Below are 26,396 nucleotides of genomic sequence, written 5' to 3'. Positions count from 1 at the left end.
TTTTATTTAACCCCACATGAAGCAGATACTCATCGCGACCCCATGCTAACGCCCGTTTATTTTACGCGGCTCACATACTCAGCGGTACGCGTGTCAACTTTGATCACTTCTCCGATCTGAATAAACAGAGGCACACGAACAACCGCACCGGTCGATAGTGTCGCTGGTTTACCGCCAGTTCCTTGAGTATCACCTTTCAGGCCCGGATCCGTTTCAATCACTTCCAACTCAACAAAGTTAGGTGGTGCCACAGCGATAGGGTTGCCATTCCACAAGGTCAGCATACATGCATTATTTTCAACTAACCATTTCGCATTGTCACCGATAGCTTTTGCATCAGCAGCAACTTGTTCGAATGTCTCGCTATTCATAAAATGATAGAATTCGCCATCGGAATAAAGATAATCCAGGTCGATATCCATGACATCTGCGACTTCTGCAGAGTCTCCGGACTTAAAGGTTTTTTCCAACACTTTGCCGGAAAGCAATTTACGGATTTTAACGCGATTGAACGCCTGACCTTTACCCGGTTTTACATACTCGTTTTCGAGAATGACACAGGGCTCGTTATCGATCATAATCTTCAGACCGCCTTTAAATTCATTCGTGCTAACAGTAGCCATTATTTCCTCTTACTTATACTTCGAGTTAAATTCAATGCCGCACATAATAACCCGAAAAATTGAATCTGTTGAGCAAAACTGGCTCAAACAACTTGCGAATGCGATCTCAGATCCAGAGCAACTACTCAGATATCTGGAAATTGATCCAACACCTTGGATGCCAGGATTTAAAGCCAGAAAACTTTTCACACAACGGGTACCGCTTAGCTTTGTCGAGCGTATGGAAAAAGGTAATCCGTTTGATCCGCTATTGCGCCAAGTGCTACCGCTCAGTCAGGAATTCGACGTTCTGCCGGGATTCTCAACGGATCCGCTGGCAGAACAGAACAATCAACACCCGGGGCTATTACACAAATATCAGAATCGGGTATTACTGATTTTAAAAGGTGCATGTGCCATCAACTGTCGCTACTGTTTTCGCCGACATTTTCCCTATCAGGACAACAAGGGCAATAAAACAGTCTGGCAAGAAAACTTAGATTACATCGCACAACACGCTGAATTGAATGAAGTGATTCTGTCCGGTGGCGACCCACTCATGGCGAAAGACCATGAACTCCGTTGGTTGATCGAGCAGATTGCTTTGATGCCACACATTCAGACACTGCGATTTCATTCGCGTTTGCCTGTCGTGATTCCTGAACGAATCACCCCGATACTGACGGAGTTACTCGCTCAAACCCGTTTGAATGTGGTTTTTGTCTCTCATATCAATCATGCTCATGAAATCAATGCATCACTTCGTCAGGCCATGACCTCTCTGCGTCAGGCGGGCGTCACTCTGCTTAATCAGGCGGTTCTGCTCAAGGGAATCAATGACTCGGTTGCAGCTCAGGTCAAACTGAGTGAAGCGCTGTTTCAGGCTGGCGTTCTGCCCTACTATCTACATGTTCTGGATAAAGTTCAGGGGGCCGCGCATTTCTTTGTTTCTGATCAGGAAGCAAAAACAATTATGGCAGGTGTGATTGAACAACTCTCCGGTTACCTCGTCCCCAGACTGACCCGGGAAATTGGTGGCCGCAGCAGCAAAACCCCACTGGACCTCCATTTAGAATAACCTGAATCATTGAAGAAAAATGTCATCCGGAGGATGTGACGCATCCTCTGAGATACAGACTCGGTAGCCGCCCTCTGGCGCCGCAACAAAATCCACATAATTACGGATTGCAGAGAGTCGATCTTCCTCGTAATGAGAAACATACAATAACTGCGTCATCTTCAATTCCGCCAGACGATTGAGCACAGTCATCACCAAACGGCGGTTTAAGTAGTCCAGACCCTGATAGGGTTCATCGAGAATCAGTAACACCGGCTGTTTAATTAACGCACGAACGATGAGCAATAATCGCTGTTGTCCATAATCCAGTTGCTTGAATGTGTGCTTTTCATAATGACTCATTTCCAACACATCTAACCAATGTCGGGCAATCTGCACTTGCTTTGCCGACGGCTTTTCATAAAGACCGATCGAGTCAAAAAAACCTGATAACAACACATCCAAAACCGGACAATTCACTCGGTATTGCAGATGAAGCGCAGAAGAAACCACACCAATATGGCGCTTAATATCCCAGATACTCTCACCACTGCCGCGCCGCATTCCCAACACGGTAATATCGTTACAGTAACACTGAGGATGATCACCCAAAATCAGACCGAGTAAGGTACTTTTACCACATCCGTTCGGGCCGCGAATCTGCCAATGCTGGTTCGCTTGAATCTGCCACGACAAGTCCTGAAAAATCAGACCATCCGTATACTCGACCTTGACTTGATTCATCACCACTCTCGGATTCACCATTGTGGTGTCTGGCGCATATTGCTGACTCAGCGCCAGCCATGCTTCCTGCTTGTTCTCTGTCAGGGCCGCCAGTTGCTCTAAAATCGGATGCTGGCGCCATTGTTCAATCGTCATGGTCTGGGTCAACTGTTCGTCATCAAACAAGGCGATATGGGTGAGGCATTCGGGGAGTTCATCTTCTCTTGAAGTGATCACAACCAATTGCATTTCACCAGCCAGTTGATTCAAGCAGTCGGTTAGCTGACGACGATGCGCTACATCTAATCCCGAATAAGGTTCATGCAAGATAAGTAGTTCCGGTTTTCCCGCTAACGCCCGAGCCAGCATTAAGCGTCGTGTCTCACCGGTTGATAACTGGCGAAATCCCCGGGTCCTCAAATGGTTCAAATCGGTCAGATCAAGCAAATATGCAAATTCATCTTCAGTGCATCCGGTATCCCGTAACAGCGTCTCGACCGTAGAACCATAATCGATATGGTCCTGAAAATCGGTTTCATCTTTGGCGATTTCATCATCCAGTAACCGCTGCTGCTCAGACAGAGACACTAAGCCAACACTTGCTGGTTTGCCTACAATGGCCTGTTCATTTTCTGCCAACGTACCGGAAAAAAGGCGAACTAGAAGTTCACTACTCTGCGCATGAGCAATAAACACCCCCCAATGCTGTGAAGGCTGAAGCTCCCAGTGGGAAATATTCAGCTGTTCTGCTGCATACGTATAACTTAACCCTTGAATTAACATAGCCACACCATCGTCAGAAAGAAGATCAACATCCTATACCAGCCACCGCTAAAATGAAAAAAGGGTGAGGAAAACCTCACCCTTTTCAAATCATGCTCAGATGATGAATGAATTACATCATGCCTGGCATACCGCCCATGCCGCCGCCCATATCAGGCATTGCCGGGCCATCGCTCTTCGGTACTTCAGTGACCATCGCTTCAGTCGTAATCATCAGACCAGCAATCGATGCTGCAAACTGAAGTGCACTACGGGTTACTTTCGTTGGGTCAAGAATACCCATTTCAATCATATCGCCGTATTCACCTGTAGCAGCGTTATAACCATAGTTACCTTCACCGGCTTTGATGTTATTCGCCACAACAGACTCTTCATCACCCGCATTTGATACGATCTGACGAATTGGCGACTCCATCGCACGCAGTGCAACACGGATACCAACGCTCTGTTCTTCGTTGTCACCGGTCAGTTCAGTCAATTGAGAAGCTGCACGAATCAGTGCCACACCACCACCGGCAACGACACCTTCTTCAACAGCAGCACGAGTCGCATGCAAAGCATCTTCGACACGGTCTTTCTTCTCTTTCATTTCAACTTCAGTTGCGGCGCCCACTTTAATCACAGCAACACCACCGGCAAGTTTAGCAACACGCTCTTGAAGCTTCTCTTTGTCGTAGTCAGATGTTGCTTCTTCAATCTGTTGACGAATCTGAACAACACGACCATCAATTGCAGCAGCTTCACCAGCGCCATCAATGACTGTGGTATTTTCTTTCGTGATAGTGACACGTTTTGCCTGACCCAAATCTTCCAGTGCTGTTTTATCCAACTCCAGACCGATTTCTTCAGAGATAACCGTACCGCCAGTCAAAACCGCAATATCCTGAAGCATCGCTTTACGACGGTCTCCAAAACCAGGGGCCTTCACAGCAGCAACTTTCACGATACCGCGCATGTTATTCACAACGAGTGTCGCCAATGCTTCGCCTTCAACATCTTCTGCAACAATCAGCAGAGGACGAGACGCTTTTGCAACAGATTCAAGCACTGGTAGTAATTCACGAATATTAGATATTTTCTTATCAACCAACAAGATAAATGGATTGTCCAGCTCAACAGAACCAGATTCTTGGTTGTTGATGAAGTAAGGTGACAGGTAGCCACGATCAAACTGCATCCCTTCGACGACATCCAGCTCATCTTGTAGCGCTTGACCTTCTTCAACGGTGATAACCCCGTCGCGACCGACTTTTTCCATTGCTTCGGCAATGATGTTACCCACGCTGACATCAGAGTTCGCAGAGATTGTACCAACCTGTGCGATCGCTTTGTTATCTTCACATGGTACAGACAGGCCTTTCAGCGCTTCAACCGCAGCAATCACTGCTTTATCGATACCACGTTTTAAATCCATCGGGTTCATGCCGGCAGCAACCGCTTTGAGACCTTCATTGACGATAGACTGAGCCAGAACTGTTGCAGTCGTTGTCCCGTCACCAGCTGCATCATTTGCCTGAGATGCAACTTCTTTCACCATTTGTGCGCCCATATTCTGGAATTTATCTTCCAGTTCGATCTCACGTGCAACAGTAACACCATCTTTAGTAATGGTTGGCGCACCAAATGATTTATCCAGAACAACGTTACGGCCTTTGGGGCCCAATGTTACTTTTACTGCGTCAGCCAGAACGTTTACACCTTCCAGCATTTTTACTCGTGCATCATTTCCAAACTTAACGTCTTTAGCAGCCATCTTTTATTCCCTATTTCTTAATTCGGTTTTCGTCAATTGTTTTGAATAAGAGCAACAATTACTCAACGCCTACTTTTATTCGACAATCGCCAGAATGTCATTTTCAGCAAGGATCAATACTTCTTTGCCATCGATCTTTTCCGACTTGGTGCCGTAACCTTCAGCAAAAATAACAGTATCACCAACTTTGACGTCCAGCGGCTGAACAGTCCCATTCTCAAGTACTCGGCCGTTGCCGACAGCAAGCACTTTCCCACGTGTTGATTTTTCCGCCGCAGAACCAGTTAAAACGATCCCACCAGCAGACTTGGATTCAACTTCTTGGCGTTCAACGATAACTCGGTCATGTAATGGACGAATATTCATCGGTCGTCTCTCCTGATTTAATTATTTGTGTTGTTTATGAAAATGCTGTTTATCAGCTTGTGTTTTCTATGTGGGGGAGGAAAGTAAATATCCCAAGGGTAAACAGGCAAAAAAACGTGATCTACATAACAAAATAATAATCATTCCCGCGTTTTTCGCTCCGACAGCTTCTCATCGCCAGCCAATAGTCAATTGTTTACTTTATTAACTGAAGTCTGAATAATAGGCGGAGCAAAGAGGACACCGATGAAAACAGCCGACAAGATATTGCATACGCTTAAGCGAGAAGGCGCAGTCACTGCGAAACAGCTTGCCGATCGCTTCGCAATCACAACGATGGGAGCCCGTCAACATCTTCAGTCACTTGAAGAGGATGGGTTGATCCATTTTTATGATGTCAAAGTCAAGGTGGGGCGCCCGACTCGCCACTGGACACTGACAGAGAATGGACATGCGTACTTTGCCGACCGTCATGGTGAACTCACACTTCAGGTGATTGATGCAATAGAGCAGGTATACGGCTCAGAAGGTATCGCTAAAATCGTCGCGACCAGAGAAGCGCAGACATTGTCACAATACAGTGCCGAGATTCAGGCTTGTGCGACACTGGAAGAAAAACTGGAGATGCTAGTCACCTTACGAGAGAGAGAAGGCTATATGGTCCAGCTGGAAACTTTATCGGACGGCTACCGTCTCATCGAGAACCATTGCCCGATATGCAAAGCAGCGATGCGCTGCCAAAGCTTTTGCCAATCTGAGTTACACATCTTTCAGTCGCTGCTTGAAGGCTTGTGTACTATCGAACGCCAAGAACATATCGTCTCCGGACATCGCCGTTGCAGCTATATTATCAAAAAACTCAATTAGCCCCCATTTGTTAGAAGTTCTCACATTAAGTTCACAATTTGTTCAATTTTGGTTTATCATTGAGTAGTATTTAAATTAAACGAACTTAATTTGAGTCATAGGTTGGCATACAAAGAAACTGAGGTGATATATGGCCGCACCAAGTTTTTATACCGAGCTCCCTCCATTTGATGAGCTGGTAGCACTGGCTAAACACAATCCGCAAGCATTCGCGATGCTCAAACGTGACATCTGTGAAGAGATGATTCTCTCATCATCGCGAAAAATGCAAGACCGGCTCTGGGCTCAACAAAGCCACATCGATAGAGTCGTGCATTCCTGCAAAAATGCGGATCATGCCAATGTAAAACTGATGAGAGAGTTGAGTGCTCAGATGGTAAAATTCCAGAATGCGTTAACCAGTAACTCAACGGACGACACCCCCAGCCCTGCTGATGTGATTCCGTTTCATCGATACAGGCCGCATGTTTAAATCAGAGATAGTGAAACCATAGATATAAGGATGCGTCTGAAATCTGAAAAGAGATATGCCTTTACGAGGCAGCCTACACACCAATATGGCTTGACACGATCTCTAGGCGTTTGAAATCTTAAGCTTGTTATTACCCTGCCCTCTCTTGAGGGTATTTTTAACTGCGGTGCCGAATATAGTGCTGTTCAATCACTCTCAAAAAAACTGAAAGATTTTCAATTTTAGCCGCGTCTTTTTGAAAGCGTTCGCTCAGTTTTTCTATAACAGAGTGACTGATATCCGTGACATATTCCTGACTCACTTCCACAATCAACTGTATAAAATCAGCAGAATCTAATTGTTCACCGACAAACCACTGGTGGCTCCGGATGGCATTGCTTTTGACTGATAAACCGAATCGCTGAATGATTTCATCGTGGAGTAACACTTGATGAAGGTCTTCCAGCAACCGAGAAATATTCACGCGTTCATCAACTGGCGCTGAATACTCCATCCGAAGATTGATCATATGATGTATCCCTATCATGACATACTGCCGAAGATTTCGGAGCTTCCCGCCCCCACTGTAATCGCTCTGGTAAAATAGAACCAAATAGAAACTATCTCAATGCTCTAACCAAGAAAGTCATGATTCGTATCATGATCTACTGGGTTTTATCTGTTATATTCTGTCAAAGTCACGTTTTTATACTCACTGAATTTGGAGATATTCCTATGCGTCGTCCTGTTGTTATGGGTAACTGGAAATTAAACGGAAGTAAAACGATGGTCACAGACCTGCTCTCTGGCCTGAATGCTGAACTTGAAGGCGTTGCCGGTGTTGACGTCGCGGTTGCACCACCAGCGTTGTATCTTGACCTTGCCGAACGGTTAATTAAAGAAGGCGGAAATAAGATTATCCTGGGTGCACAAAATACTGATGTCAACAACAGTGGTGCCTTCACTGGTGATATGTCTCCTCAAATGTTGAAAGACTTTGGTGCAACACACATCATTATCGGTCACTCTGAGCGTCGCGAATATCATCATGAATCTGATGAGTTCGTTGCACAAAAATTTGCTTTCCTGAAAGAAAATGACCTGACACCTGTATTGTGTATCGGTGAGTCAGAAGCGCAAAACGAAGCGGGTGAAACACTTGCCGTTTGTGCACGCCAACTTGACGCAGTTATCAAAACACAAGGTGTTGAAGCACTCAATGGTGCGATTATCGCTTACGAACCGATCTGGGCTATCGGTACCGGTAAAGCAGCAACAGCAGAACAAGCGCAAGCAATTCATGCTTCTATCCGTGCTCATATTGCGAAAGAAAGTGAAGAAGTTGCTAAAAATGTCATCATCCAGTATGGCGGTTCCGTTAAAGCAGAAAATGCAGCAGAACTGTTTTCTCAACCAGACATCGATGGCGCATTGGTGGGTGGTGCAGCGTTAGATGCGAAAGGATTTGCAGCGATTGCGAAAGCAGCAGCGGCAGCCAAAGCATAACGAGCAAGTATTGATGTATTTTCAAGGCCGGCATTTGCCGGCCTTTTTATCACTCAGGGACTAAACTGGCTGTTTTAACCAGAATCAAGTATGCTGTCATCCCGGTTCCTCCGATAGACATCCTTCTTCTCTATGCATGATAAACACGGGCTGCTTTCGGCACCAATTCCTATCGTACTCCGCCGGATGACAATCCCAATGACCTTCGGCATGATATCGGTGCTGATGTTCAACTTAGTCGATACCTATTTTATTTCTCTGCTCGGGACCCAAGCTCTGGCAGCCATCAGCTATACATTCCCTGTGACTTTTGCTGTGAACTGCATCACCATGGGTATCGGGATTGGTTTATCGACCAGTATTGCACATTTGTTGGGCCAGAAATCGATACATAATGCTGCTCGCCTGACAATTCATGGGTTACTGCTGGCTGTGGTTTTAGTCAGTATTGCTTCTGCCGTTGGCTTGTTAACCATCTCGCCTCTTTTTACCTTACTCGGTGCTCAGCCAGCATTACTGCCTTTAATACAGCAATATATGTCCGTTTGGTATATTGCTATACCATTACTGGTCATTCCCATGGCCGGGAACAGTGCCATCCGGGCAACCGGAGATACCAGAACCCCGGCATTACTCATGATCCTCTCTGGCGCCATTAACGGTATTTTAGATCCATTACTCATCTTCGGTTACGGGCCTTTCCCCGAGCTTGGAATTCAAGGTGCTGCAATAGCCAGTGCGATTAGCTGGTGCACAGCCTTGGTTGGAACATTATATATTTTATTCTATCGGAAACGGCTCGTCACCCGGCCGGATTGGCGTTCATTATGGCAAGACTGGAAGCAGGTTTTACGGATTGGAACACCCGCGGCACTGTCCAACGCGATGAACCCGATTTCCGGTGCATTGTTAATGATACTGCTCTCCCAACATGGCACGGTAGCGGTCGCCGCATATGGTGCAGCACAACGTGTTGAATCAATTCTGATTCTGGTGCTGATGTCGTTAACATCAACACTCACACCTTTTTTAGCGCAGAATTTTGGTGCCGATAACCCACAACGAGGCTTTGCCGGGCTTTTCTTAAGCATCCGGTTTTCTGTCGTGTTCCAGGGCATTATTTTCTTAATGATGGTCCCGCTAAGTATCCCTATTTCGGCGCTATTCTCACAGGAAATACAGGTTCGAGAAATACTCTGGCATTATCTGCTGATTGTGCCATTGAGCTATGGATTTCAGGGGATTGTGATGATGATTGTTTCAGCGCTGAACGCACTCAACCGACCGCTGAGAGCCTTCAGTTGGAACTTTATGCGTCTGTTTCTTTTTACGCTGCCTTCGGCTTGGATCGGCTCACAACTCTGGCAGATCAATGGGTTATTTGCAGGGATTGCTATCGGCAACATTCTTGGTGGGATATTTGGATATTTTCAGGCTTTATCTTTACGACGACAAAGCCTGAGCGCCAATGACAAGGAAGCCAGTGACAAGAAAGTCAGTCACGAGAAGGAAGACGACGAGCCGTAAGCAATAAACGGCTCTGACATCAGACAAAAATCCAGATTAAATCCGTTCTTCATCTTCTTCGACAATAACATCATCATCGTCAATGACATCATCGTCATCGAGTTCTTCCTCATCCAACTCAGCCTCTTCAAGGTCAGTATTCAAAGGTTCCTGAGAAAGAATGATACCGGTACTGTCTGCATAAAGGTAATCTTCTGGCAAGAAGGTGACACCGCCAAAATTAACGGGAATATCAATTTCACCCATACTTTGTACAGCGGCACCAACAGGAATTGATGTCATGGCCTGAATACCAATATTCATTTCTTCCAATTCGTCCACTTCACGAACACACCCGTAAACAACCAGGCCTTCCCACTCATTTTCTTCGGCGAGCGCAGCTAATTCAGAATCAATCAGGGCACGACGCAAAGAACCACCGCCATCAACCAATAGCACTCGTCCCAAACCGTCTTGCTCAAGCACTTCACGGATCAAACCATTATCTTCAAAACATTTGACCGTTGTTATCTGGCCGGCAAAAGAGGCTCGTCCACCAAAATTACTGAACATCGGTTCTACAACATCAACCTGATCGAAATAAATATCACAAAGTGCAGATGTATTGTATTCCATGGCAACCATTCTCACAGCGAAAGTATCTTAAACGAGTATATCGACTATGTAAGTCATTGCAATGACAAAGCTCAATTAACTGATCAGTGTTTGAGCAATGACAACCCCGACAAACAATAAGTTTGTCACAATAGAACATCGAACCACCGCAGGTAACATCGGTGCGATGTGCACCGGTTGTTCTGCTTCCCAGATGGCAACTGCATGTTTGACCATCGCCACCAAACTGAGCAGAAAAGGAAGAGCAAGCCAGAGCGGATCGGTCTGTAACCACAGATATAAACTAAACGTGAAGACAGCTCCGGCTAACAGAATAAAGTGATATTTTTTTGCCAGAATCGGTCCTAAACGAACTGCGATTGTTCGCTTGCCGCAGATTTCATCATTTTCGATATCCCGCATATTATTGACATTCAATACCGCGACAGCCAATAAACCACAAGCGATCGATGGCAGTAGTAGCGTCGTATTCAAATGACCGGTATAGAGAAAATAAGTCCCGGACACGCCCAACAAGCCAAAGAAGACAAATACCGAGACATCACCAAGCCCGACATAGCCATAAGGCTTATTCCCCATGGTATAAGCAACCGCAGCAATCATCGCCATGACGCCAAGGCCAATAAAAACCAGAATATTGTCAAGCGAGTCCAAGGCATACAGGATCAACGCCATGCCAGAAACAACAGTGAGCAGCACATTGATCATCATGGCATATTTCATGTCTTTCAATGTCACGGCCCCCGACTGAATTGCTCGCATGGGACCTAATCGGGCGTCATTATCGGTTCCTTTCACCGCATCGCCATAATCATTGGCAAGGTTGGACAAGATTTGCAGTAAAATAGCAGTGACCAAAGCTAACATTGCTATCGGCCAAGAAAAATGCTTTTCAGAAAAAGCTAAGGCACTTCCTGTGAGGATCGAAATCAATGCCAAAGGCAAGGTTTTCGGTCGAGCCGCATCCATCCAAATCGAAATAGAGTTCATCATGATTACAGCCTAGTGGACGTCAAGGGCTCTAGTATACGACGAAATCATTGATAATAAAAAGCCCGCATAAAAATGCGAGCTTTTACATCCAGATGACATCAAAGCACCCAATGAACTAACCATACCAACAGGTACCGGAGAACACTGGCATCACTGCCTCTGTCACATATCGATTTAACACTTACAGAATAAAGCGGCTGAGGTCTTCATCACCAATCAACTCACCGAGACGCTCTTTCACATAATCAGCATTGATGGTGAATGACGAGCCCGCTTTATCGGTCGCATCGAAAGAAATTTCATCCATCAATCGTTCCATCACAGTATGCAAACGACGCGCTCCGATGTTCTCAGTGGTTTCATTCACCTGCCAAGCGGCATCCGCAATCTTTTCAATTCCATCTTCTGAGAACTCAATCGAAACATTTTCTGTGGCCATCAACGCCTGATATTGCTCCGTCAGCGATGCTTTCGGTTCGGTCAGGATGCGTTTGAAATCATCACTGCTCAGTGCTTCCAACTCCACTCGAATCGGTAAACGCCCTTGCAATTCAGGAATCAAATCCGACGGTTTAGCAACCTGAAAAGCCCCGGAAGCAATGAATAGAATATGATCCGTTCTGACCATGCCATGCTTAGTCGATACGGTGCTGCCTTCGATCAGTGGCAACAGATCGCGCTGTACCCCTTCTCGCGAAACATCAGGGCCGGAGACTTCACCACGCTTACAGATCTTGTCAATCTCATCGACAAACACAATACCGTGATTCTCAACATTGAAGATGGCTTGTTCTTTCAGTTCATCCTGATTGACCAGTTTCGCAGCCTCTTCTTCCGTCAACGCCTTAAACGCATCTTTAATCTTCAGCTTGCGTTTCTTTTGGGTGTTTCCGGCCAGATTTTGGAACATGCCCTGTAACTGGTTGGTCATTTCTTCCATACCCGGAGGCGCCATAATTTCAACGCCCATTTGCGGTGCAGCAACATCGATTTCAATCTCTTTATCATCGAGCTGACCTTCACGTAATTTCTTACGGAATACCTGTCTGGTATGGGAAGTATCTTCGGCTCGCTCTTCTTCGCCCCAAGAGTCACGCGCTGGCGGCAGCAATACATCGAGAATGCGCTCTTCAGCTAATTCTTCGGCTCGAAACTGCACTTTTTCCATCGCTTGCTGGTGGGTCATTTTCACCGCAACATCCGTCAGATCACGGATAATCGATTCAACTTCTTTACCGACATAACCGACTTCAGTAAATTTTGTGGCTTCAATCTTCATAAATGGCGCATTCGCCAACTTAGCCAAACGCCGGGCAATTTCAGTTTTACCCACCCCAGTTGGACCAATCATCAAAATATTTTTGGGCGTCACTTCGACACGCAGACTTTCTTCCAACTGCATGCGACGCCAGCGATTACGTAAAGCAATCGCGACCGCTCTTTTCGCGTTGTCCTGACCGATAATATGACGATTGAGTTCATGAACAATTTCACGAGGAGTCATTTCAGACATGCTTATTTCCTTTGTTCTGTATTGCAGACGCTATCGAATAGTTTCTATGATTCACTTTGAGGAATATCAAGCACTTCGATAGTCTGGAAATGGTTAGTGAACACACAGATATCGCCTGCAATTTGCAGCGCTTTTTCAGCGATTTCCTGCGCGCTCAGATCGGTGTTTTCGAGTAAAGCCGTCGCAGCAGCCTGAGCATAATTGCCACCAGAGCCAATTGCGATCAAATCATGTTCTGGCTGAACAACATCACCATTACCGGTAATAATAAGTGAAGCGGTCTCATCAGCAACGGCTAAAATCGCTTCCAAACGGCGCAAGGCGCGATCACTTCGCCAATCTTTGGCAAGTTCAACCGCCGCCTTGACCAGATGTCCTTGATGCATTTGCAACTTGCTTTCAAACCGCTCAAACAATGTAAATGCATCCGCTGTACCGCCAGCAAATCCAGCCAGTATCTTATCGTTATACAGACGGCGCACCTTGCGGGCATTTCCTTTCATCACGGTATTACCCAGAGAAACTTGACCATCTCCGGCAATAACGACTTGATTATCACGACGGACGGATACGATTGTAGTCACGAGAGGACCTCTTCCATTTTATAAAGTGTGTTAGAAAACTATATAAGGACAAGCTTGTTTGAATTCAAGTCAAAAGGCGGGATATCGTTGTTATTTCCTCCGGAATTCTGTGACCAGCTCCGGAGGATAGGGAGAAACGTGTCTATTGCTTTTCTTTCCAAATCGCGCAGGGTTCAATCTTCGCGCGCTGAAGTTTGTGCCGATCACGTTCAGCATCACGTTTAAATTTGTAAGGACCGATCACCACGCGATACCAGCTACTATCTTCTCTCTTGCGGATTTTACTTTTAATTCCCTGAAAAGCGATATCCAGTTTCCGTTTATCAGCCTGGGCCATCGTCTTATATGCACCACACTGCATTATGTACGGAATTTTCGATACTTTCAGCGCTTTCGGGGTGACCTCTATCTCACGCTGAGGCAAGGTATCCACATAATCCCATTTTTCAGCCGGTGGGGGAGGAAGTCTCTTGTGCTTGTCATGCGTTGATGGCTTCACTTCGGGTTTATGAACCACAGGCGCATGCTTTGCTGGCGGAGACGGCTGTATACCCAGTGTATACAAGCCATATCCAAACACAGCCACCACAATTACAGCAAGCGTACCACTCAACCAAGGGCGCTTCTTCGGGGTTTTACGCGCAGTTTTCTTTGCTGCACTGCCCCGTTTCACATAGTCTTTATTAGCCACTAAATTATGCTTACCTTACAAACAATGACTGTATGTTAAAGAAGACCATGCGGAAGCACAACTCTGAGCACAAGACACATCAGCATTCTTGAGGTTGCCAATGTCACCCACGCAGCGTTATCCGCGAGGAGAAGCAACACTTTCTCGTATCACCAGTTTTGTTTCCAGCAAACGAGAGCCCGCCCGAACATCGTGCCCCCGGAGCACCTCTAACATCATCAGCATCGCCTGACGGCCAATCTCATACCGAGGCTGAGAGACAGTCGTTAATGGTGGATCACAATACTGAGCAAAGTTGATATCATCGAAACCAACCACCGACAGGTCCTGAGGCACTCTGACACCCAGGCGTTTTGCTTCCTGAATGGCACCGATAGCCATCATGTCATTGTGGCAGAAAACAGCCCCCGGAGGCTCAGACAACCCTAAAAGGAGCCGAATCGCTTTCACACCCGCTTCAAAACTGAAATCACCTTTGTAATGATACGCAGGATTTATCGTAATACCGGCACGTCTTAAAGCCTGCATATATCCCTGATGACGGAAATGACACAAAGCCGCTGAATCGGGGCCGGCAATCTCACCAATCTTTTTATGGCCCATCTGAGTGAGATAATTGACCACTTCAAACGCAGAAGTCAGATTATCTATATGGACGGTCGGCAATTCCAGCTCCGGTGCATACTCACAGGCCATCACCATCGGAGGTAAATTTTTCTGTTCTGACTTACTGGCATCAAATGGTAAATCGGTACCAAGGAGTAACATGCCATCGGCTTGTTTGGTAAAGACCAGATTAACAAAAGAACTTTCGCGTTTCTTCTGTTGTCCGCTATCACCAAGTAGCACTAAATAACCATGCTCGACAGCAGCATCCTCAATACCCCGGATTATTTCAGTAAAATACGGATCACAGATATCAGGAACAATCGCAACAATCGTCTTTGATTCGTTACGTCTTAAATTTCGTGCCAGTGAATTCGGAGAATATCCGGCTTCAAGGACTGCATCTTCAACCCGTTTTCTTGTCGTAGGCGACACTTTTTCGGGATTCATCAATGCCCTAGATACGGTCGCGGTCGACACTCCCGCTAGTTGAGCAACATCCTTCATTGTCGCCATACATTAAAACCCTCTTTCAAAATAGTATTTGCTATAAAACTGATTGATTGCACATATTTTTGATATATCTATCAAGAGCTTGATGTATGTGCTTTCACAGTTTAAGCATTTCTACGGATAAAGTTACGGTCTATTTAACACTTCTTACATCATAAACGAGAAATAGATCACGATACATAGGTTTTATATCGCGACAAAAATCTCAATCCACGCCAATGAACTTCCGACTTACCGGATAGAGAGTGGGGGATTACGACAAATCATGTGGTTCAACATCGAGCGACCAACGCACTTTCCCCGCGAGTGGTAAGCGTTGAATGACAGGTTTAGCACTCATCAACAGTTTTTGCATCATCGGGCGACTCATCGTTTGGAGCAATAGCTGCCAGCGATATTTCCCGGCTCGTTTCGCCATCGGTGCCGGAGATGGTCCTAAAACCGTGCAGGTTGCATGATCAAACAAGGGGTGAACTTCCAAAGTCTGCCTCACCTGTCTGAGAAAATCTTCACCAAGCTCGGCTTGATTTGATTCGGCTTTAAATAAAGTCAAGTAACTGAAAGGAGGTAATAATGCCAGTTTCCGCTCATGTAACGCGCTCATGGCAAAGTGACGGTAATCCTTGTTGAGCAATGCCTGCAATAAACTGTGCTCTGGGTGATGCGTCTGAAGAATAACTTCACCGGGCTGGCTGGCGCGTCCGGCACGACCGGCAACCTGAATAAACAGCTGTGCCAATCGTTCCGATGCCCGAAAATCATGACTGTACAACGCACTGTCAACATCCAGCAAGCCAACCAGTGTCACTCGCGGAAAATGATGACCTTTTGCCAGCATCTGCGTCCCGATTAAAATATGATATTCCCCCCGATGAACGGCATTGAGAGCCGATTCCAGCGTGCCTTTTCTCCGAGTACTGTCCCGATCAATCCGGATAGTTCGATATTGGGGGAAGATCTCCGCCAGTTGTGTTTCCAATTGCTCAGTCCCGACACCAACCGTCGCCATCTGTGTCGAGCCACAATCCTGGCATTGATGCAACACCGGACGCTGGGAACCGCAGTGGTGACAACGCAGCTCCTGTGTCACCTGATGATAGGTATAACGTGCATCACAGCGCTGACAATGGGCGACCCAGCCACACTCATGACACATCAGCACGGGGGCGTACCCCCGTCGGTTGAGAAATAACAAAACCTGATTCCCAACCTGTAAATGCTTTCTCATTTCAGCAATCAACGGGGCTGACAGTCCGCCTTCAAGGTAGAGCCCTTTGACATCCAGAACCCGATTGGTCGCCGGAACAGCATCCCCAGCCCGTTGTGTCAAAGTCAAATGATGGTATTTGCCACTGAGTGCATTTTGTAAGGTCTCCAGTGCAGGCGTCGCTGAACCCAAAACAATGGGAATCTGTTCAAGGCTGGCGCGCATAACGGCCACATCCCGAGCATGATAACGTAAGCTATCCTGCTGTTTGTATGAAGCATCATGTTCTTCATCAACAATAATGATTCCCAAATCGGCAAACGGTGTAAACAGCGCAGAACGCGTTCCGATGATCACACCGGCATGACCATCCCGGGCAGACAACCATGCATTCAGTCTTTCGGTCTCATTGAGCCCGGAATGCATGACGACCACCGGCACCATAAAACGTGAACGAAAACGCTGGATAGTCTGTGGGGTTAAACCAATTTCAGGCACGAGAACCAGGGCTTGTTTTCCTTGCTTCAAGACCGGTGCAATCAAGTTCAGGTAGACTTCTGTTTTCCCCGAGCCAGTGACACCTTCCAATAAGTAGCAACCAAATTCGTGCTGGCTGTTGATCGTCGCAATCGCAACGGACTGTTCCATATTCAGTTGCGGTTTTTCATCTTCGTCTTCCAGTAATTCAGGCCACTTTTGACGGTCTGGTTTTCTGTCAATCGCGTCAATCCACCCTTTGTCCTGAAGCGTGTTCAAGACCTGACGACTGATCTCTTCATCGAGTAATGCTTGATGACTTTGTGTGCCGTTTTCCAGCAAACGCAACACCTTCGCCTGCTGGACTGCTCGGCCGAGCCCCTGCATCAACTTGTCCCGTCCGGCTGATGTCAGGCACCACTCTCGCAAGGTCGCAAAATCAGCGGCTTTTCCTTTTCTCAATGCCGCGGGTAACACATTTGACAAGGTATCACCGAGTGGATATTGATAATATTGGCTGCACCAAGTAAATAGTCGAAACAGACTGGCTGACCAAACTGGCTGCTCATCCAGCACTGCGCGAATCGGTTTCAGCACATCATGACTCACATCAGAGTCATGTCCGAGCGCAACCACAATGCCAATCAAAGTCTGTCGCCCAAACGGCACTGAAACCCGTCCACCGATCACAGGCTGACAATGCGCCGGTATCAGATAGTCGAACTGTTTATCTAAAGGGACAGGTAATGCCACTCGGGCAATGGATGGATGCATATCACTGAACATCAGATGTAAAAATCATGGACCACAGTCTAATCGAAGCTATCGTGAAATTCGAGACAGCAATAACAATGGTGAAAATAACAGCAAAACTAGTTGATCACCGCTCATGGATTCTTTAATATAGCGCGCCTTGATGATACGGATGCCCGTATCACAACCGATGTAAGACGATATAATTAACTGACATGTGGTGTCCGGCAACGATCCGGATAGCGACATGGCCCGATTTTGAGGTTCTCCCATGAAAACTGGTATCCACCCAGAATACAAAGTTGTAAGCGCAACATGTTCTTGCGGCAACGCTTTCGAATTCAAAACTACATTGAACAAAGATTCCCTGCACTTGGATGTTTGTGACAAATGTCACCCATTCTATACTGGTAAACAACGTGTCGTTGATACCGGTGGTCGTGTAGATCGCTTCAACAAGCGTTTCGGTGCGCTGAGCAGCGGCAAAAAATAATCTCTCTTCGCTGAGAATTTCAAAAAGGACACCAAATGGTGTCCTTTTTATTTTCCAAAGTACCTCTGGTTCCCCTGACGCAAGTCATCCCAAGCGAGGCTCACTGTCTATTGGTGTGTCATCATCTCTATGACATCAACGTAATTCTTGCATAAAACAGAATATATCAGCATAAACTCCTCCAACCTCTACATATTTATGCAACGTTTAAACACATAATGTCATGATCGCCTAGGCAGCTCCCCAGACATCCATTAGAATGCAGTTTCTTTCCCTATAAAAACGAGACACGATCCTATGTCTGAAGACAACCATCAAGATTCAACTCCCGAAAAAGCATTTCGCCAGAAAGCTTTGGATTATCACGCCATTCCAACCGCAGGAAAAATCGCAATCTCGCTCACCAAACCTGCCGACACCGCTGCGGATCTGGCTTTAGCCTACAGTCCCGGTGTTGCCGAGCCGGTCCGTGAGATTGCGCAGGATGTCGATAATATTTACAAGTATACGGCGAAAGGCAATACCGTCGCAGTTATCTCTAACGGGACAGCCATCCTTGGATTAGGCAATCTGGGGCCGATGGCATCCAAACCTGTGATGGAAGGAAAAGCGTTGCTTTTCAAACGATTCGCCGGTCTGGACTCATTCGACATTCAAGTGAAGCACCGGACGATTGATGAGTTCGTCGAGACTGTCGCAAATATTGCTGATACTTTTGGTGGTATAAATCTGGAAGATATCAAAGCACCGGATTGTTTTGAAATCGAACGACGTCTCATCGAACGTTGTGATGTCCCCGTATTTCATGATGATCAACACGGTACAGCAATCGTCACTGCTGCAGGCATGCTCAATGCAATTGAGCTACAGGGAAAGGACCTGAAGGAGTGTACGATCGTTTGTCTGGGCGCTGGTGCAGCAGCCATTGCCTGTATGGAACTGTTGATCAAATGCGGTGCAATGCGTGAGAAGATCTATATGCTTGACCGCAAAGGTGTGATTCACACCCGCCGTAGTGATCTCAATGAACACAAACAATTATTTGCAAATAATACGGATAAGAGAACCTTGGAAGACGTCATTCAAGATGCCGATCTATTCCTTGGCGTTTCAGGTCCAAACCTCCTGCCGCCGGAAGCATTAGCACTGATGGCTGAAAAGCCGGTCGTGTTCGCTTGCTCAAACCCAGATCCAGAAATCAAACCGGAACTGGCTTACCAAGTCCGCAAGGATTTGATCATGGGAACGGGGCGTTCTGACTACTCAAATCAGGTCAACAATGTTCTCTGCTTCCCGTTCATCTTCCGTGGTGCGCTGGATATCCGAGCCAGCGAAATTAACGATGAAATGAAAATTGCAGCGGTTGAAGCCATTCGCCAGCTTGCCAAAGAAGATGTACCGGCAGAGGTTCTGACTGCGGCCGATATCGATAGCCTCTCATTCGGTCCCGAGTACATTATTCCCAAACCGATGGATCCACGGCTGTTGCCACGAGTCGCCAGAGCTGTTGCGCAAGCCGCTGTTGATTCAGGCGTTGCTCGGATTTCAATGCCTGAAGGCTACATGCAAGATTAATCCAACACACTGGCAGAACATCACGGATACAAAAAGAGGATACACATCGTGTATCCTCTTTTTATTACTTGCATTTAAACATTTGATTCAACTAGGTATTTTTTGCAATGCTTGCTGATAGCTTGCCAGTTGGGCAACCTGTTGATTATAGCGTTGAATATTAGGATAGACAGACAAATCCGCCCGCATATCGGCAAGTTGTAATACCAAATGCATCTGAAAGTCGGCACCACTGAGTTTCTCTCCGGCAAACCATGAACGTTGCGCAAGCGTATCATCGATATAACGCAAGAAAGTAGACACACGAGGCTCAATCACTATCTGATCCATTTTGTTGAGAAAAGAACCAATCAGCGGACGCAGCAAGAATGGGAGTTTTTCTCTCGACTTAATAAAGATCAGCCGCATCACCAGCCACATCATGAAAGAACCTTCAGCGGCATGTAACCAGTAGCGGTAATCCAGTAATGCCTGCCCTGATTCAGGCCGGAAACGATGTTGATGATCATAGGTATCGATCAGATACTCGATAATGGCACCTGACTCGGCAATGGTTTGTTCGCCATCAACAATCATCGGAGATTTACCTAACGGATGAACCGCCTTCAAAGACTCCGGTGCTCCCCAAGTCTTTGGGTCTCGACTATAATGAACAATCTCATATTCGAGTTCGAGCGCTTCCAACAACCAGACCACACGTAATGCCCGAGACTGTTCAAGGTAGTGAACATAGATCATATCAGACGTTCCTTATCTGCAAAGGAAACAACCCCTCTTGTGCATTGTTCCCTTTCTAAAAAGAAATTGATTTCATATTCGCTTGCGGTTAAATCAATTCGTTCAAATCAGCCAGCATGACAAAAAATACTTTATCTGTCTGCGAAGTCAGGCACCTGCGAATTAATCATCATAAGATTCAAATTCAATGCCCATCTCAGTCATGATTGCTTTTGCTTCAGTTGGAATATCATCCGGGCGATCTTTACGCAGATCTTCATCCGTCGGCAAAGGCTGACCCGTATACGCATGCAAAAATGCCTCACATAACAGCTCACTATTTGTGGCATGACGTAAATTATTGATCTGGCGTCTTGTCCGTTCATCAGTCAATACTTTGAGAACTTTCAATGGGATAGAAACCGTAATTTTCTTGACCTGCTCGTTTTTCTTACCATGCTCAGCATAAGGACTTATGTATTCACCATTCCAATCAGCCATTGCTTCCCCTCATTGCCGGAATTCGTCATTATTATCAAAAAAAGTAGGTGTTAATTTTAGCTTTATTTACTGCTACAAGCAAAGACATATAGACGTCTAGAAGTATTGACGTCCCATTAAAAAATCAGTAAAGTGAACCATCATGTCCAATCCGTGTCGATTGAGATTTTCAGTCATGAACGACATCTGTCATCAAGTAGGAAGGAATCACATATGAGCACTCGTAAACAGGCAACCATCGCCGTTCGAACGGGTATTGAGTCAGACACGCAGTACCATGCTGTCGTTCCACCGATTTATCTCTCAACGAATTATGGATTTCCGGCGTTCGGTGAAGTCCCTCAGTACGATTATACCCGTTCCGGTAATCCGAACCGTGGACTGCTGGAACAAGCACTTTACGAACTGGAAGGTGGTCAGGGAGCCGTAATCACCAACTGCGGTACATCAGCGCTTAATCTATGGGTTTCTGCCTTTATCGGCCCCGATGATCTCATCGTCGCACCGAATGATTGTTATGGCGGCACATACCGTTTATTCAATACCCGCGCCAATAAAGGTGACTTCCGGGTGTTATTCGTTGATCAATGCGACGATGCTGCGCTCACTGAAGCCTTAGCCCAGAAACCTAAACTCATTTTGCTGGAAACACCATCCAACCCGCTTGTCCGGGTCGTTGATATCGAAAAAATCTGTCAGCAGGCAAAGCAGGTCGGTGCTTTAGTCGCTGTTGATAATACCTTCCTGACCCCAGTCTACCAACAACCTTTATCGCTGGGCGCTGACTTTGTGATCCATTCGACGACAAAGTATATCAATGGCCACTCTGATGTGATTGGCGGCGTAATTATCAGCAAAACCAAAGCGCACGCTGAACAGCTTTCTTGGTGGGCCAACTGTATCGGAGCCTCCGGTACCCCATTCGATAGTTATATGACACTCAGAGGGCTACGCACCTTGAGCGCAAGAATGCGTTGCCATGAAGAAAGCTCACTGAAAATTCTCGCTTACTTGCAGTCTCAGACGCTGATCGGAACCATTTATCATCCGAGTTTACCGACTCATCCCGGTCATGACATTGCGCAAAAGCAGCAAAGCGGATTTGGTTCGATGCTCAGCTTTGAATTTGTGGGGAGCTATGAAGAGCTGCAACAATTTGTGAGCCGGCTCAATCTGTTTTCATTAGCGGAGTCACTCGGTGGTGTCGAAAGTTTAATTTGTCACCCGGCAACGATGACCCATCGTGCGATGGGTGAGGAAGCACTCCACAAAGCCGGTATTACTCTACAATTATTACGGCTCTCGGTCGGCTTAGAAGATGTCGATGACTTGATTGCCGATCTGGATCAATCCCTAAATTGGGTAAAGGAGAATCGTTGATGACCACCGTACGCCACCTCCATAAATTCGGAGGAAGTAGTCTGGCTGATCCGGCATGTTATCGCCGCGTTGCTCAAATTCTCAAAGAGTATTCGCAAAGTCACGACCTAGTTGTGGTTTCTGCAGCGGGCAAAACAACCAATCAACTCATTGCTTTTATTGAGAATCTAACCGTCAAACCGCAACAGGCCCAAGCAATTTTGGGTCAGATTCAACAGTTTCAACACCAGTTAATTGCAGACTTGCTCGAAGGAGAAGCCGCTCAAGCACTGACGAACCGAGTGAGTGATGAGTGCATGATCCTCGCTGAACTCAGTGCCCCACTAAGTGCCGCCCAACAGGCATTCGTATTAGCTCATGGTGAGATGTGGTCATCCCGTTTAATGGCAGCGTTACTCAACCAGCAAGGATTAATGGCGATTGCACAAGACGCCAGAGCATTTTTACGCGCTCACCGAGAGACCCAACCGGAAATCGACCGTGCCCAGTCTTATCCGCTATTGAAGGAAATTCTGGCTCAACATGGTCATCAACGGATCGTGATCACTGGATTCATCGCTCAAGACGAAGCCGGAGAAACCGTGCTGCTGGGGCGGAATGGTTCCGATTACTCAGCGACCATTATTGGTGCACTGGCAGAAGTCGAGCGGGTAACAATTTGGAGTGATGTCGCCGGTGTCTACAGTGCAGACCCGAGAGTCGTCACTGATGCCTGCCTGCTGCCGCTCCTTCGTCTGGATGAAGCCAGCGAACTGGCTCGCCTCGCTGCACCCGTCTTACACAGCCGGACATTACAGCCGGTAGCGCAAAGTGCGATTGATCTGCATCTCCGGTGTAGCTATGACCCTGAAGCCGGATCAACCCATATCGAACGGGTACTTGCTTCAGGACGGGGTGCCAAAATCATCACGTCTTTGGATGAAGTCTTACTGATTGAACTGAGTTTCTCACGCGGACACGATTTTCAGCGTCTGTACAAACAGGTGATCGAGCAACTCAAGCGAGCCCAGCTCATACCGCTTGCTTATGATAAGCAAGAAGACCAGTATCGCATCCAGCTTGCTTACACGGCTGAAATTGCTTCTGGTGCTTTATCCTATTTGCAAGATGCCGCTATTGAAGCGGAAATTCGCCTCAAAGAAGGCTATTCACTGGTCGCCGCCGTCGGTGCCGGGGTGACCAAAAATGCCAACCACTGTTTCGGTTTTTATCAGCAGCTCAAACAGGCTCCGATTGAATTCCTCTGTGAATCTGAATCAGAATTGAGTCTGGTCGCGATACTTCGTCAGACATCCATGGATACTTTGGTCAATCAGCTACATACTTACCTTTTTCAGGCTCAGAAACGCGTGGCACTCGCACTCTGCGGCAAAGGCAATATTGGCTCAAGTTGGCTCAAGCTCTTTGCGGAACAGAAAGCCGAGCTGGAAAAGCGCCGGGGGATGAGTTTTGAACTGGTTGCGATCATCGATAGTCAGACCTACTGGTTTGATGAACATGGCATTGACCCGACAAAGGTCGCACAACATTTTCTTGAAGAATCCATTCCCAATGATGGTCAAGGATGGCTACTCAAACTCGGACAGATCCGCGGCTATGATGATGTCATCGTGCTGGATGTGACCGCCAGTGCTGAACTCGCCGGACAATATATTCAGATCGCAGAACAAGGAATGCACCTTATTTCTGCCAACAAGGTCGCGGGCTCTTCAAGTAGTGAATACTACTATCAAGTTAAAGACTCTTTTACAAAGATCAGCCGTCACTGGTTTTACAATGCGACAGTCGGTGCTGGTCTGCCGATTAACCATACGGTGAGAGATCTGCGGGAAAGCGGAGATGAGATCGTCGCTCTGTCCGGGATTTTCTCAGGAACACTGTCTTGGCTCTTCCAACAATACGACGGGACTGTCCCATTTAGTGAATTGGTTGATCTGGCTTGGCAACAAGGCTTAACCGAACCCGATCCGAGAAATGATTTAGATGGCTCCGACGTCATGAGAAAATTGGTCATTCTGGCGCGTGAGTCCGGTCTGGATATTGAACCCGGTCAGGTCACTGTCGAATCACTGGTGCCGGAAGAATTACAGTGCCTCTCTCTGGATGACTTTCTTGACCAAAGCGCTCAACTCGACATTCAGCTTGCTGAACGTCTGGCAAAAGCACAGAGAGAAGATAAAGTGCTGCGTTATGTCGCTCGCTTGGAGAAATCAGGCAAAGCCTCCGTCGGTGTGGAAGCATTACACCGAGAGCATCCATTAGCCAATCTACTACCGTGCGATAATATCTTTGCCATCGAAAGTAAATGGTATAAAGACAATCCATTAGTGATTCGCGGCCCCGGTGCCGGACGAGATGTCACTGCGGGTGCAATCCAGTCAGATATTAATCTACTTTCCAGCCTGTTATAACAAATCCATTCTCGATCACATATTTAATTGTTCAGGAGCCGAAAGGCTCCTGATTTGTTTCTAAACTCAATTGGGTTAGACACGAAGAAATGTGAAAAGCCTTCATATAAACATGAATAATATTCATGCTTATATTATTGACATCAAAAACAATTCAATAGAATATCTAGACATATAGACGTCCAAATGTCGATTAAAATCCGATTAGCCATCATTCACGGGAGAGAGAAGATGGGATACTCATATGCTGGACATATTGATGCACTGAATCAGAACATTAGTGAATTATCCGGGGACCTTAACGTCTCTTTTGAGTTTTTCCCGCCCAGTTCACCGAAGATGGAAGAAACGCTCTGGAACTCCGTGCAGCGCTTAAAAACCTTACAGCCCAAATTCGTCTCTGTTACCTACGGAGCGAACTCCGGAGAACGAGAGAGAACCCATGCCATTATTAAAGAAATCAAATCCCGGACCGGTTTAGTCGCAGCCCCTCACCTAACTTGTATTGATGCCAGTCGTGAGGCGTTGAGTCAGATTGCCGATGACTACTGGAACAACGGTATCAAGAATATTGTTGCGCTCCGGGGGGATATTCCTCCGGGCGGTGGTAAACCGGAGATGTATGCTGCTGATCTGGTGACCTTACTCAAATCCCGTCACGACTTTGATATTTCTGTCGCAGCCTTTCCTGAAGTCCACCCTGAAGCCAAAAGTGCTCAGGCCGACTTACTGAATCTCAAACGTAAAGTGGATGCGGGTGCGAACCGTGCCATCTCTCAGTTTTTCTTTGATGTTGAATGTTATCTGCGATTTCGGGACCGCTGTGTCAGCGCCGGTATCGATGTCGAAATCGTACCGGGCATTCTCCCGGTATCCAACTTTAAACAGGCATCTCGCTTTGCCGCGCAGAACCATGTCAAAGTACCGGGCTGGATGAATCAACAATTCGACGGATTAGACGATGATCCGGTGACACGTCAGCTTGTCGGTGCAAGTCAAGCCATTGACATGGTCCGGATACTCTGTCGTGAAGGCGTGAAAGACTTCCACTTCTATACACTGAATCGGGCAGAAATGACCTATGCGTTATGCCATACACTCGGCATCCGCCCGTAAGCATAAATCGTCTTTCAACTCTCTCATGAACAATGCCGACAGGACTCATGAAAAATGCCGACAGGAATGTCGGCATTTTTTTAATATCGCGTGTGTAAGACAGAAAGCTTGAACCAGATCGCTTTGATATAGAAAGCCTCGCTTCTTACTCCATATCTTCCATCTTACCCAGCAAATTGCGGATACGTTCCTGCCACGCGGTCTGCTCTTGCTGAATGTCTTGTACGTGCTGTTCCAGTTCATCACGACTGGTTTTCAGCTGAGTCGCTTCTTCAATCAATTTCTGTTTTTCTTCTTTTAATTCTTCAACTTCCATTTGAAGGAGTGTGATTGTATCAACGGCAGTTTGAATTTTGGCTTCTAATTTCTCTAACACTTCAAAAGACATGCTTATATCCTTTACGATTCTGCGCTTGCAATGATGATTGTACCTAGTTGTTCATTCTACTCAGCCACGGCTGGAGAAACACGCTCTATATTGAATATTTTCATCATTCGATTAAAAAACCGACGTGAATTGACACAATTCTTACTTTTGTTGTTCTTCGTGACGGGTTCAATCCTGCTTGAGCGCAGAAATGTGGTTAAAGATCTGAGGCCGATTTGATCAAGTGCA

General features: G+C 46.5%; 25 protein-coding genes. 10 read left to right on the top strand and 15 right to left on the bottom strand.

Features of this window, described 5'->3' with window-relative positions; translation table 11 throughout:
* Nucleotides 1-56: 56 nt before the first annotated feature.
* A complete protein-coding gene (gene efp / locus OCU60_RS01455) occupies nt 57-623 on the bottom strand; it encodes an elongation factor P (RefSeq protein ID WP_074372195.1) in 567 nt (188 codons plus the stop codon).
* A gap of 34 nt (nt 624-657) precedes the next feature.
* Between efp and epmB the strand changes: the two genes are divergently transcribed.
* Nucleotides 658-1,680: an EF-P beta-lysylation protein EpmB gene (gene epmB, locus OCU60_RS01450; RefSeq protein WP_074372196.1), complete on the top strand. Its 1,023-nt coding sequence runs from the start codon at nt 658-660 to the stop codon at nt 1,678-1,680.
* A 6-nt stretch (nt 1,681-1,686) separates the two neighbouring features.
* Here epmB and OCU60_RS01445 read toward each other — a convergent pair whose 3' ends face one another.
* The 3 genes from OCU60_RS01445 to OCU60_RS01435 form a co-directional block, all read right to left on the bottom strand.
* A complete protein-coding gene (locus OCU60_RS01445) occupies nt 1,687-3,165 on the bottom strand; it encodes an ATP-binding cassette domain-containing protein (RefSeq protein ID WP_074372197.1) in 1,479 nt (492 codons plus the stop codon).
* A gap of 112 nt (nt 3,166-3,277) precedes the next feature.
* The gene (gene groL, locus OCU60_RS01440) at nt 3,278-4,918 is read right to left on the bottom strand and encodes a chaperonin GroEL (protein ID WP_074372198.1); all 1,641 of its coding nucleotides are present in this window, start codon (nt 4,916-4,918) and stop codon (nt 3,278-3,280) included.
* Nucleotides 4,919-4,993: 75 nt separating this feature from the next.
* Nucleotides 4,994-5,284 carry a co-chaperone GroES gene (locus OCU60_RS01435; protein WP_059119701.1) on the bottom strand — a complete coding sequence of 97 codons (291 nt, stop codon included), beginning with the start codon at nt 5,282-5,284 and terminating at the stop codon, nt 4,994-4,996.
* Between the two features lie 246 nt (nt 5,285-5,530).
* Between OCU60_RS01435 and OCU60_RS01430 the strand changes: the two genes are divergently transcribed.
* Together OCU60_RS01430 and OCU60_RS01425 are read left to right on the top strand one after the other, a co-directional pair.
* A complete protein-coding gene (locus tag OCU60_RS01430) occupies nt 5,531-6,151 on the top strand; it encodes a helix-turn-helix transcriptional regulator (protein WP_074372199.1) in 621 nt (206 codons plus the stop codon).
* 130 nt (nt 6,152-6,281) lie between these two features.
* A complete protein-coding gene (locus OCU60_RS01425; RefSeq protein WP_074372200.1) occupies nt 6,282-6,623 on the top strand; it encodes a DUF3135 domain-containing protein in 342 nt (113 codons plus the stop codon).
* A gap of 157 nt (nt 6,624-6,780) precedes the next feature.
* Here OCU60_RS01425 and OCU60_RS01420 read toward each other — a convergent pair whose 3' ends face one another.
* A complete protein-coding gene (locus OCU60_RS01420; RefSeq protein ID WP_074372201.1) occupies nt 6,781-7,131 on the bottom strand; it encodes a tautomerase family protein in 351 nt (116 codons plus the stop codon).
* Between the two features lie 206 nt (nt 7,132-7,337).
* Here OCU60_RS01420 and tpiA point away from each other — a divergent pair, with 206 nt between their 5' ends.
* Together tpiA and OCU60_RS01410 are read left to right on the top strand one after the other, a co-directional pair.
* Entirely contained in the window at nt 7,338-8,108 is a 771-nt protein-coding gene (tpiA, locus tag OCU60_RS01415; protein WP_074372202.1) for a triose-phosphate isomerase, read from the top strand.
* A gap of 132 nt (nt 8,109-8,240) precedes the next feature.
* Nucleotides 8,241-9,635: an MATE family efflux transporter gene (locus OCU60_RS01410; protein WP_074372203.1), complete on the top strand. Its 1,395-nt coding sequence runs from the start codon at nt 8,241-8,243 to the stop codon at nt 9,633-9,635.
* Between the two features lie 36 nt (nt 9,636-9,671).
* Here OCU60_RS01410 and rraA read toward each other — a convergent pair whose 3' ends face one another.
* From rraA to priA, 7 genes are all read right to left on the bottom strand, one after another.
* The gene (gene rraA, locus OCU60_RS01405) at nt 9,672-10,250 is read right to left on the bottom strand and encodes a ribonuclease E activity regulator RraA (protein ID WP_074372367.1); all 579 of its coding nucleotides are present in this window, start codon (nt 10,248-10,250) and stop codon (nt 9,672-9,674) included.
* Nucleotides 10,251-10,325: 75 nt separating this feature from the next.
* Complete coding sequence (locus OCU60_RS01400; RefSeq protein ID WP_074372204.1) at nt 10,326-11,243, bottom strand: 1,4-dihydroxy-2-naphthoate polyprenyltransferase; 918 nt, start codon at nt 11,241-11,243, stop codon at nt 10,326-10,328.
* 181 nt (nt 11,244-11,424) lie between these two features.
* Complete coding sequence (hslU, locus tag OCU60_RS01395) at nt 11,425-12,756, bottom strand: HslU--HslV peptidase ATPase subunit (protein ID WP_074372205.1); 1,332 nt, start codon at nt 12,754-12,756, stop codon at nt 11,425-11,427.
* Between the two features lie 44 nt (nt 12,757-12,800).
* Nucleotides 12,801-13,340, bottom strand: a complete 540-nt coding sequence (hslV, locus tag OCU60_RS01390; RefSeq protein WP_074372206.1) for an ATP-dependent protease subunit HslV — start codon at nt 13,338-13,340, stop codon at nt 12,801-12,803.
* A gap of 142 nt (nt 13,341-13,482) precedes the next feature.
* Nucleotides 13,483-14,031, bottom strand: a complete 549-nt coding sequence (locus OCU60_RS01385) for an SPOR domain-containing protein (RefSeq protein ID WP_074372207.1) — start codon at nt 14,029-14,031, stop codon at nt 13,483-13,485.
* Between the two features lie 117 nt (nt 14,032-14,148).
* Nucleotides 14,149-15,153, bottom strand: coding sequence for a DNA-binding transcriptional regulator CytR (cytR, locus tag OCU60_RS01380; RefSeq protein ID WP_074372208.1), 1,005 nt, complete (start codon nt 15,151-15,153; stop codon nt 14,149-14,151).
* Nucleotides 15,154-15,403: 250 nt separating this feature from the next.
* A complete protein-coding gene (priA, locus tag OCU60_RS01375) occupies nt 15,404-17,608 on the bottom strand; it encodes a primosomal protein N' (protein ID WP_074372368.1) in 2,205 nt (734 codons plus the stop codon).
* Nucleotides 17,609-17,858: 250 nt separating this feature from the next.
* On the opposite strand from priA, the gene rpmE reads away from it, so the two are divergent.
* Nucleotides 17,859-18,080 (top strand): 50S ribosomal protein L31, encoded by a 222-nt coding sequence (rpmE, locus tag OCU60_RS01370; RefSeq protein WP_074372210.1) that lies wholly within the window; start codon nt 17,859-17,861, stop codon nt 18,078-18,080.
* A 297-nt stretch (nt 18,081-18,377) separates the two neighbouring features.
* Nucleotides 18,378-19,655 (top strand): malic enzyme-like NAD(P)-binding protein, encoded by a 1,278-nt coding sequence (locus tag OCU60_RS01365; protein WP_074372211.1) that lies wholly within the window; start codon nt 18,378-18,380, stop codon nt 19,653-19,655.
* 87 nt (nt 19,656-19,742) lie between these two features.
* Here OCU60_RS01365 and OCU60_RS01360 read toward each other — a convergent pair whose 3' ends face one another.
* Together OCU60_RS01360 and metJ are read right to left on the bottom strand one after the other, a co-directional pair.
* Nucleotides 19,743-20,393, bottom strand: coding sequence for a glutathione S-transferase (locus OCU60_RS01360; protein WP_074372212.1), 651 nt, complete (start codon nt 20,391-20,393; stop codon nt 19,743-19,745).
* Nucleotides 20,394-20,555: 162 nt separating this feature from the next.
* On the bottom strand, nt 20,556-20,873 hold the full coding sequence (gene metJ / locus OCU60_RS01355) for a met regulon transcriptional regulator MetJ (protein ID WP_072960538.1): 318 nt from the start codon (nt 20,871-20,873) through the stop codon (nt 20,556-20,558).
* 213 nt (nt 20,874-21,086) lie between these two features.
* Here metJ and OCU60_RS01350 point away from each other — a divergent pair, with 213 nt between their 5' ends.
* From OCU60_RS01350 to metF, 3 genes are all read left to right on the top strand, one after another.
* Nucleotides 21,087-22,253 carry an O-succinylhomoserine (thiol)-lyase gene (locus OCU60_RS01350; protein ID WP_074372213.1) on the top strand — a complete coding sequence of 389 codons (1,167 nt, stop codon included), beginning with the start codon at nt 21,087-21,089 and terminating at the stop codon, nt 22,251-22,253.
* On the top strand, nt 22,253-24,664 hold the full coding sequence (locus tag OCU60_RS01345; RefSeq protein WP_074372214.1) for a bifunctional aspartate kinase/homoserine dehydrogenase II: 2,412 nt from the start codon (nt 22,253-22,255) through the stop codon (nt 24,662-24,664). Before OCU60_RS01350 ends, OCU60_RS01345 begins: the two co-directional genes overlap by 1 nt.
* A 231-nt stretch (nt 24,665-24,895) precedes the next feature.
* The gene (gene metF, locus OCU60_RS01340; RefSeq protein ID WP_074372215.1) at nt 24,896-25,780 is read left to right on the top strand and encodes a methylenetetrahydrofolate reductase; all 885 of its coding nucleotides are present in this window, start codon (nt 24,896-24,898) and stop codon (nt 25,778-25,780) included.
* A gap of 145 nt (nt 25,781-25,925) precedes the next feature.
* Here metF and zapB read toward each other — a convergent pair whose 3' ends face one another.
* The gene (gene zapB, locus OCU60_RS01335) at nt 25,926-26,168 is read right to left on the bottom strand and encodes a cell division protein ZapB (protein ID WP_074372216.1); all 243 of its coding nucleotides are present in this window, start codon (nt 26,166-26,168) and stop codon (nt 25,926-25,928) included.
* Nucleotides 26,169-26,396: the final 228 nt, after the last annotated feature.

Origin of the sequence: Vibrio spartinae (assembly GCF_024347135.1) — a bacterium.
GTDB lineage: Bacteria > Pseudomonadota > Gammaproteobacteria > Enterobacterales > Vibrionaceae > Vibrio > Vibrio spartinae.
The sequence above is the reverse complement of the archived record's forward strand: the minus strand, read 5'-3'. Positions and strand labels throughout refer to the sequence as shown.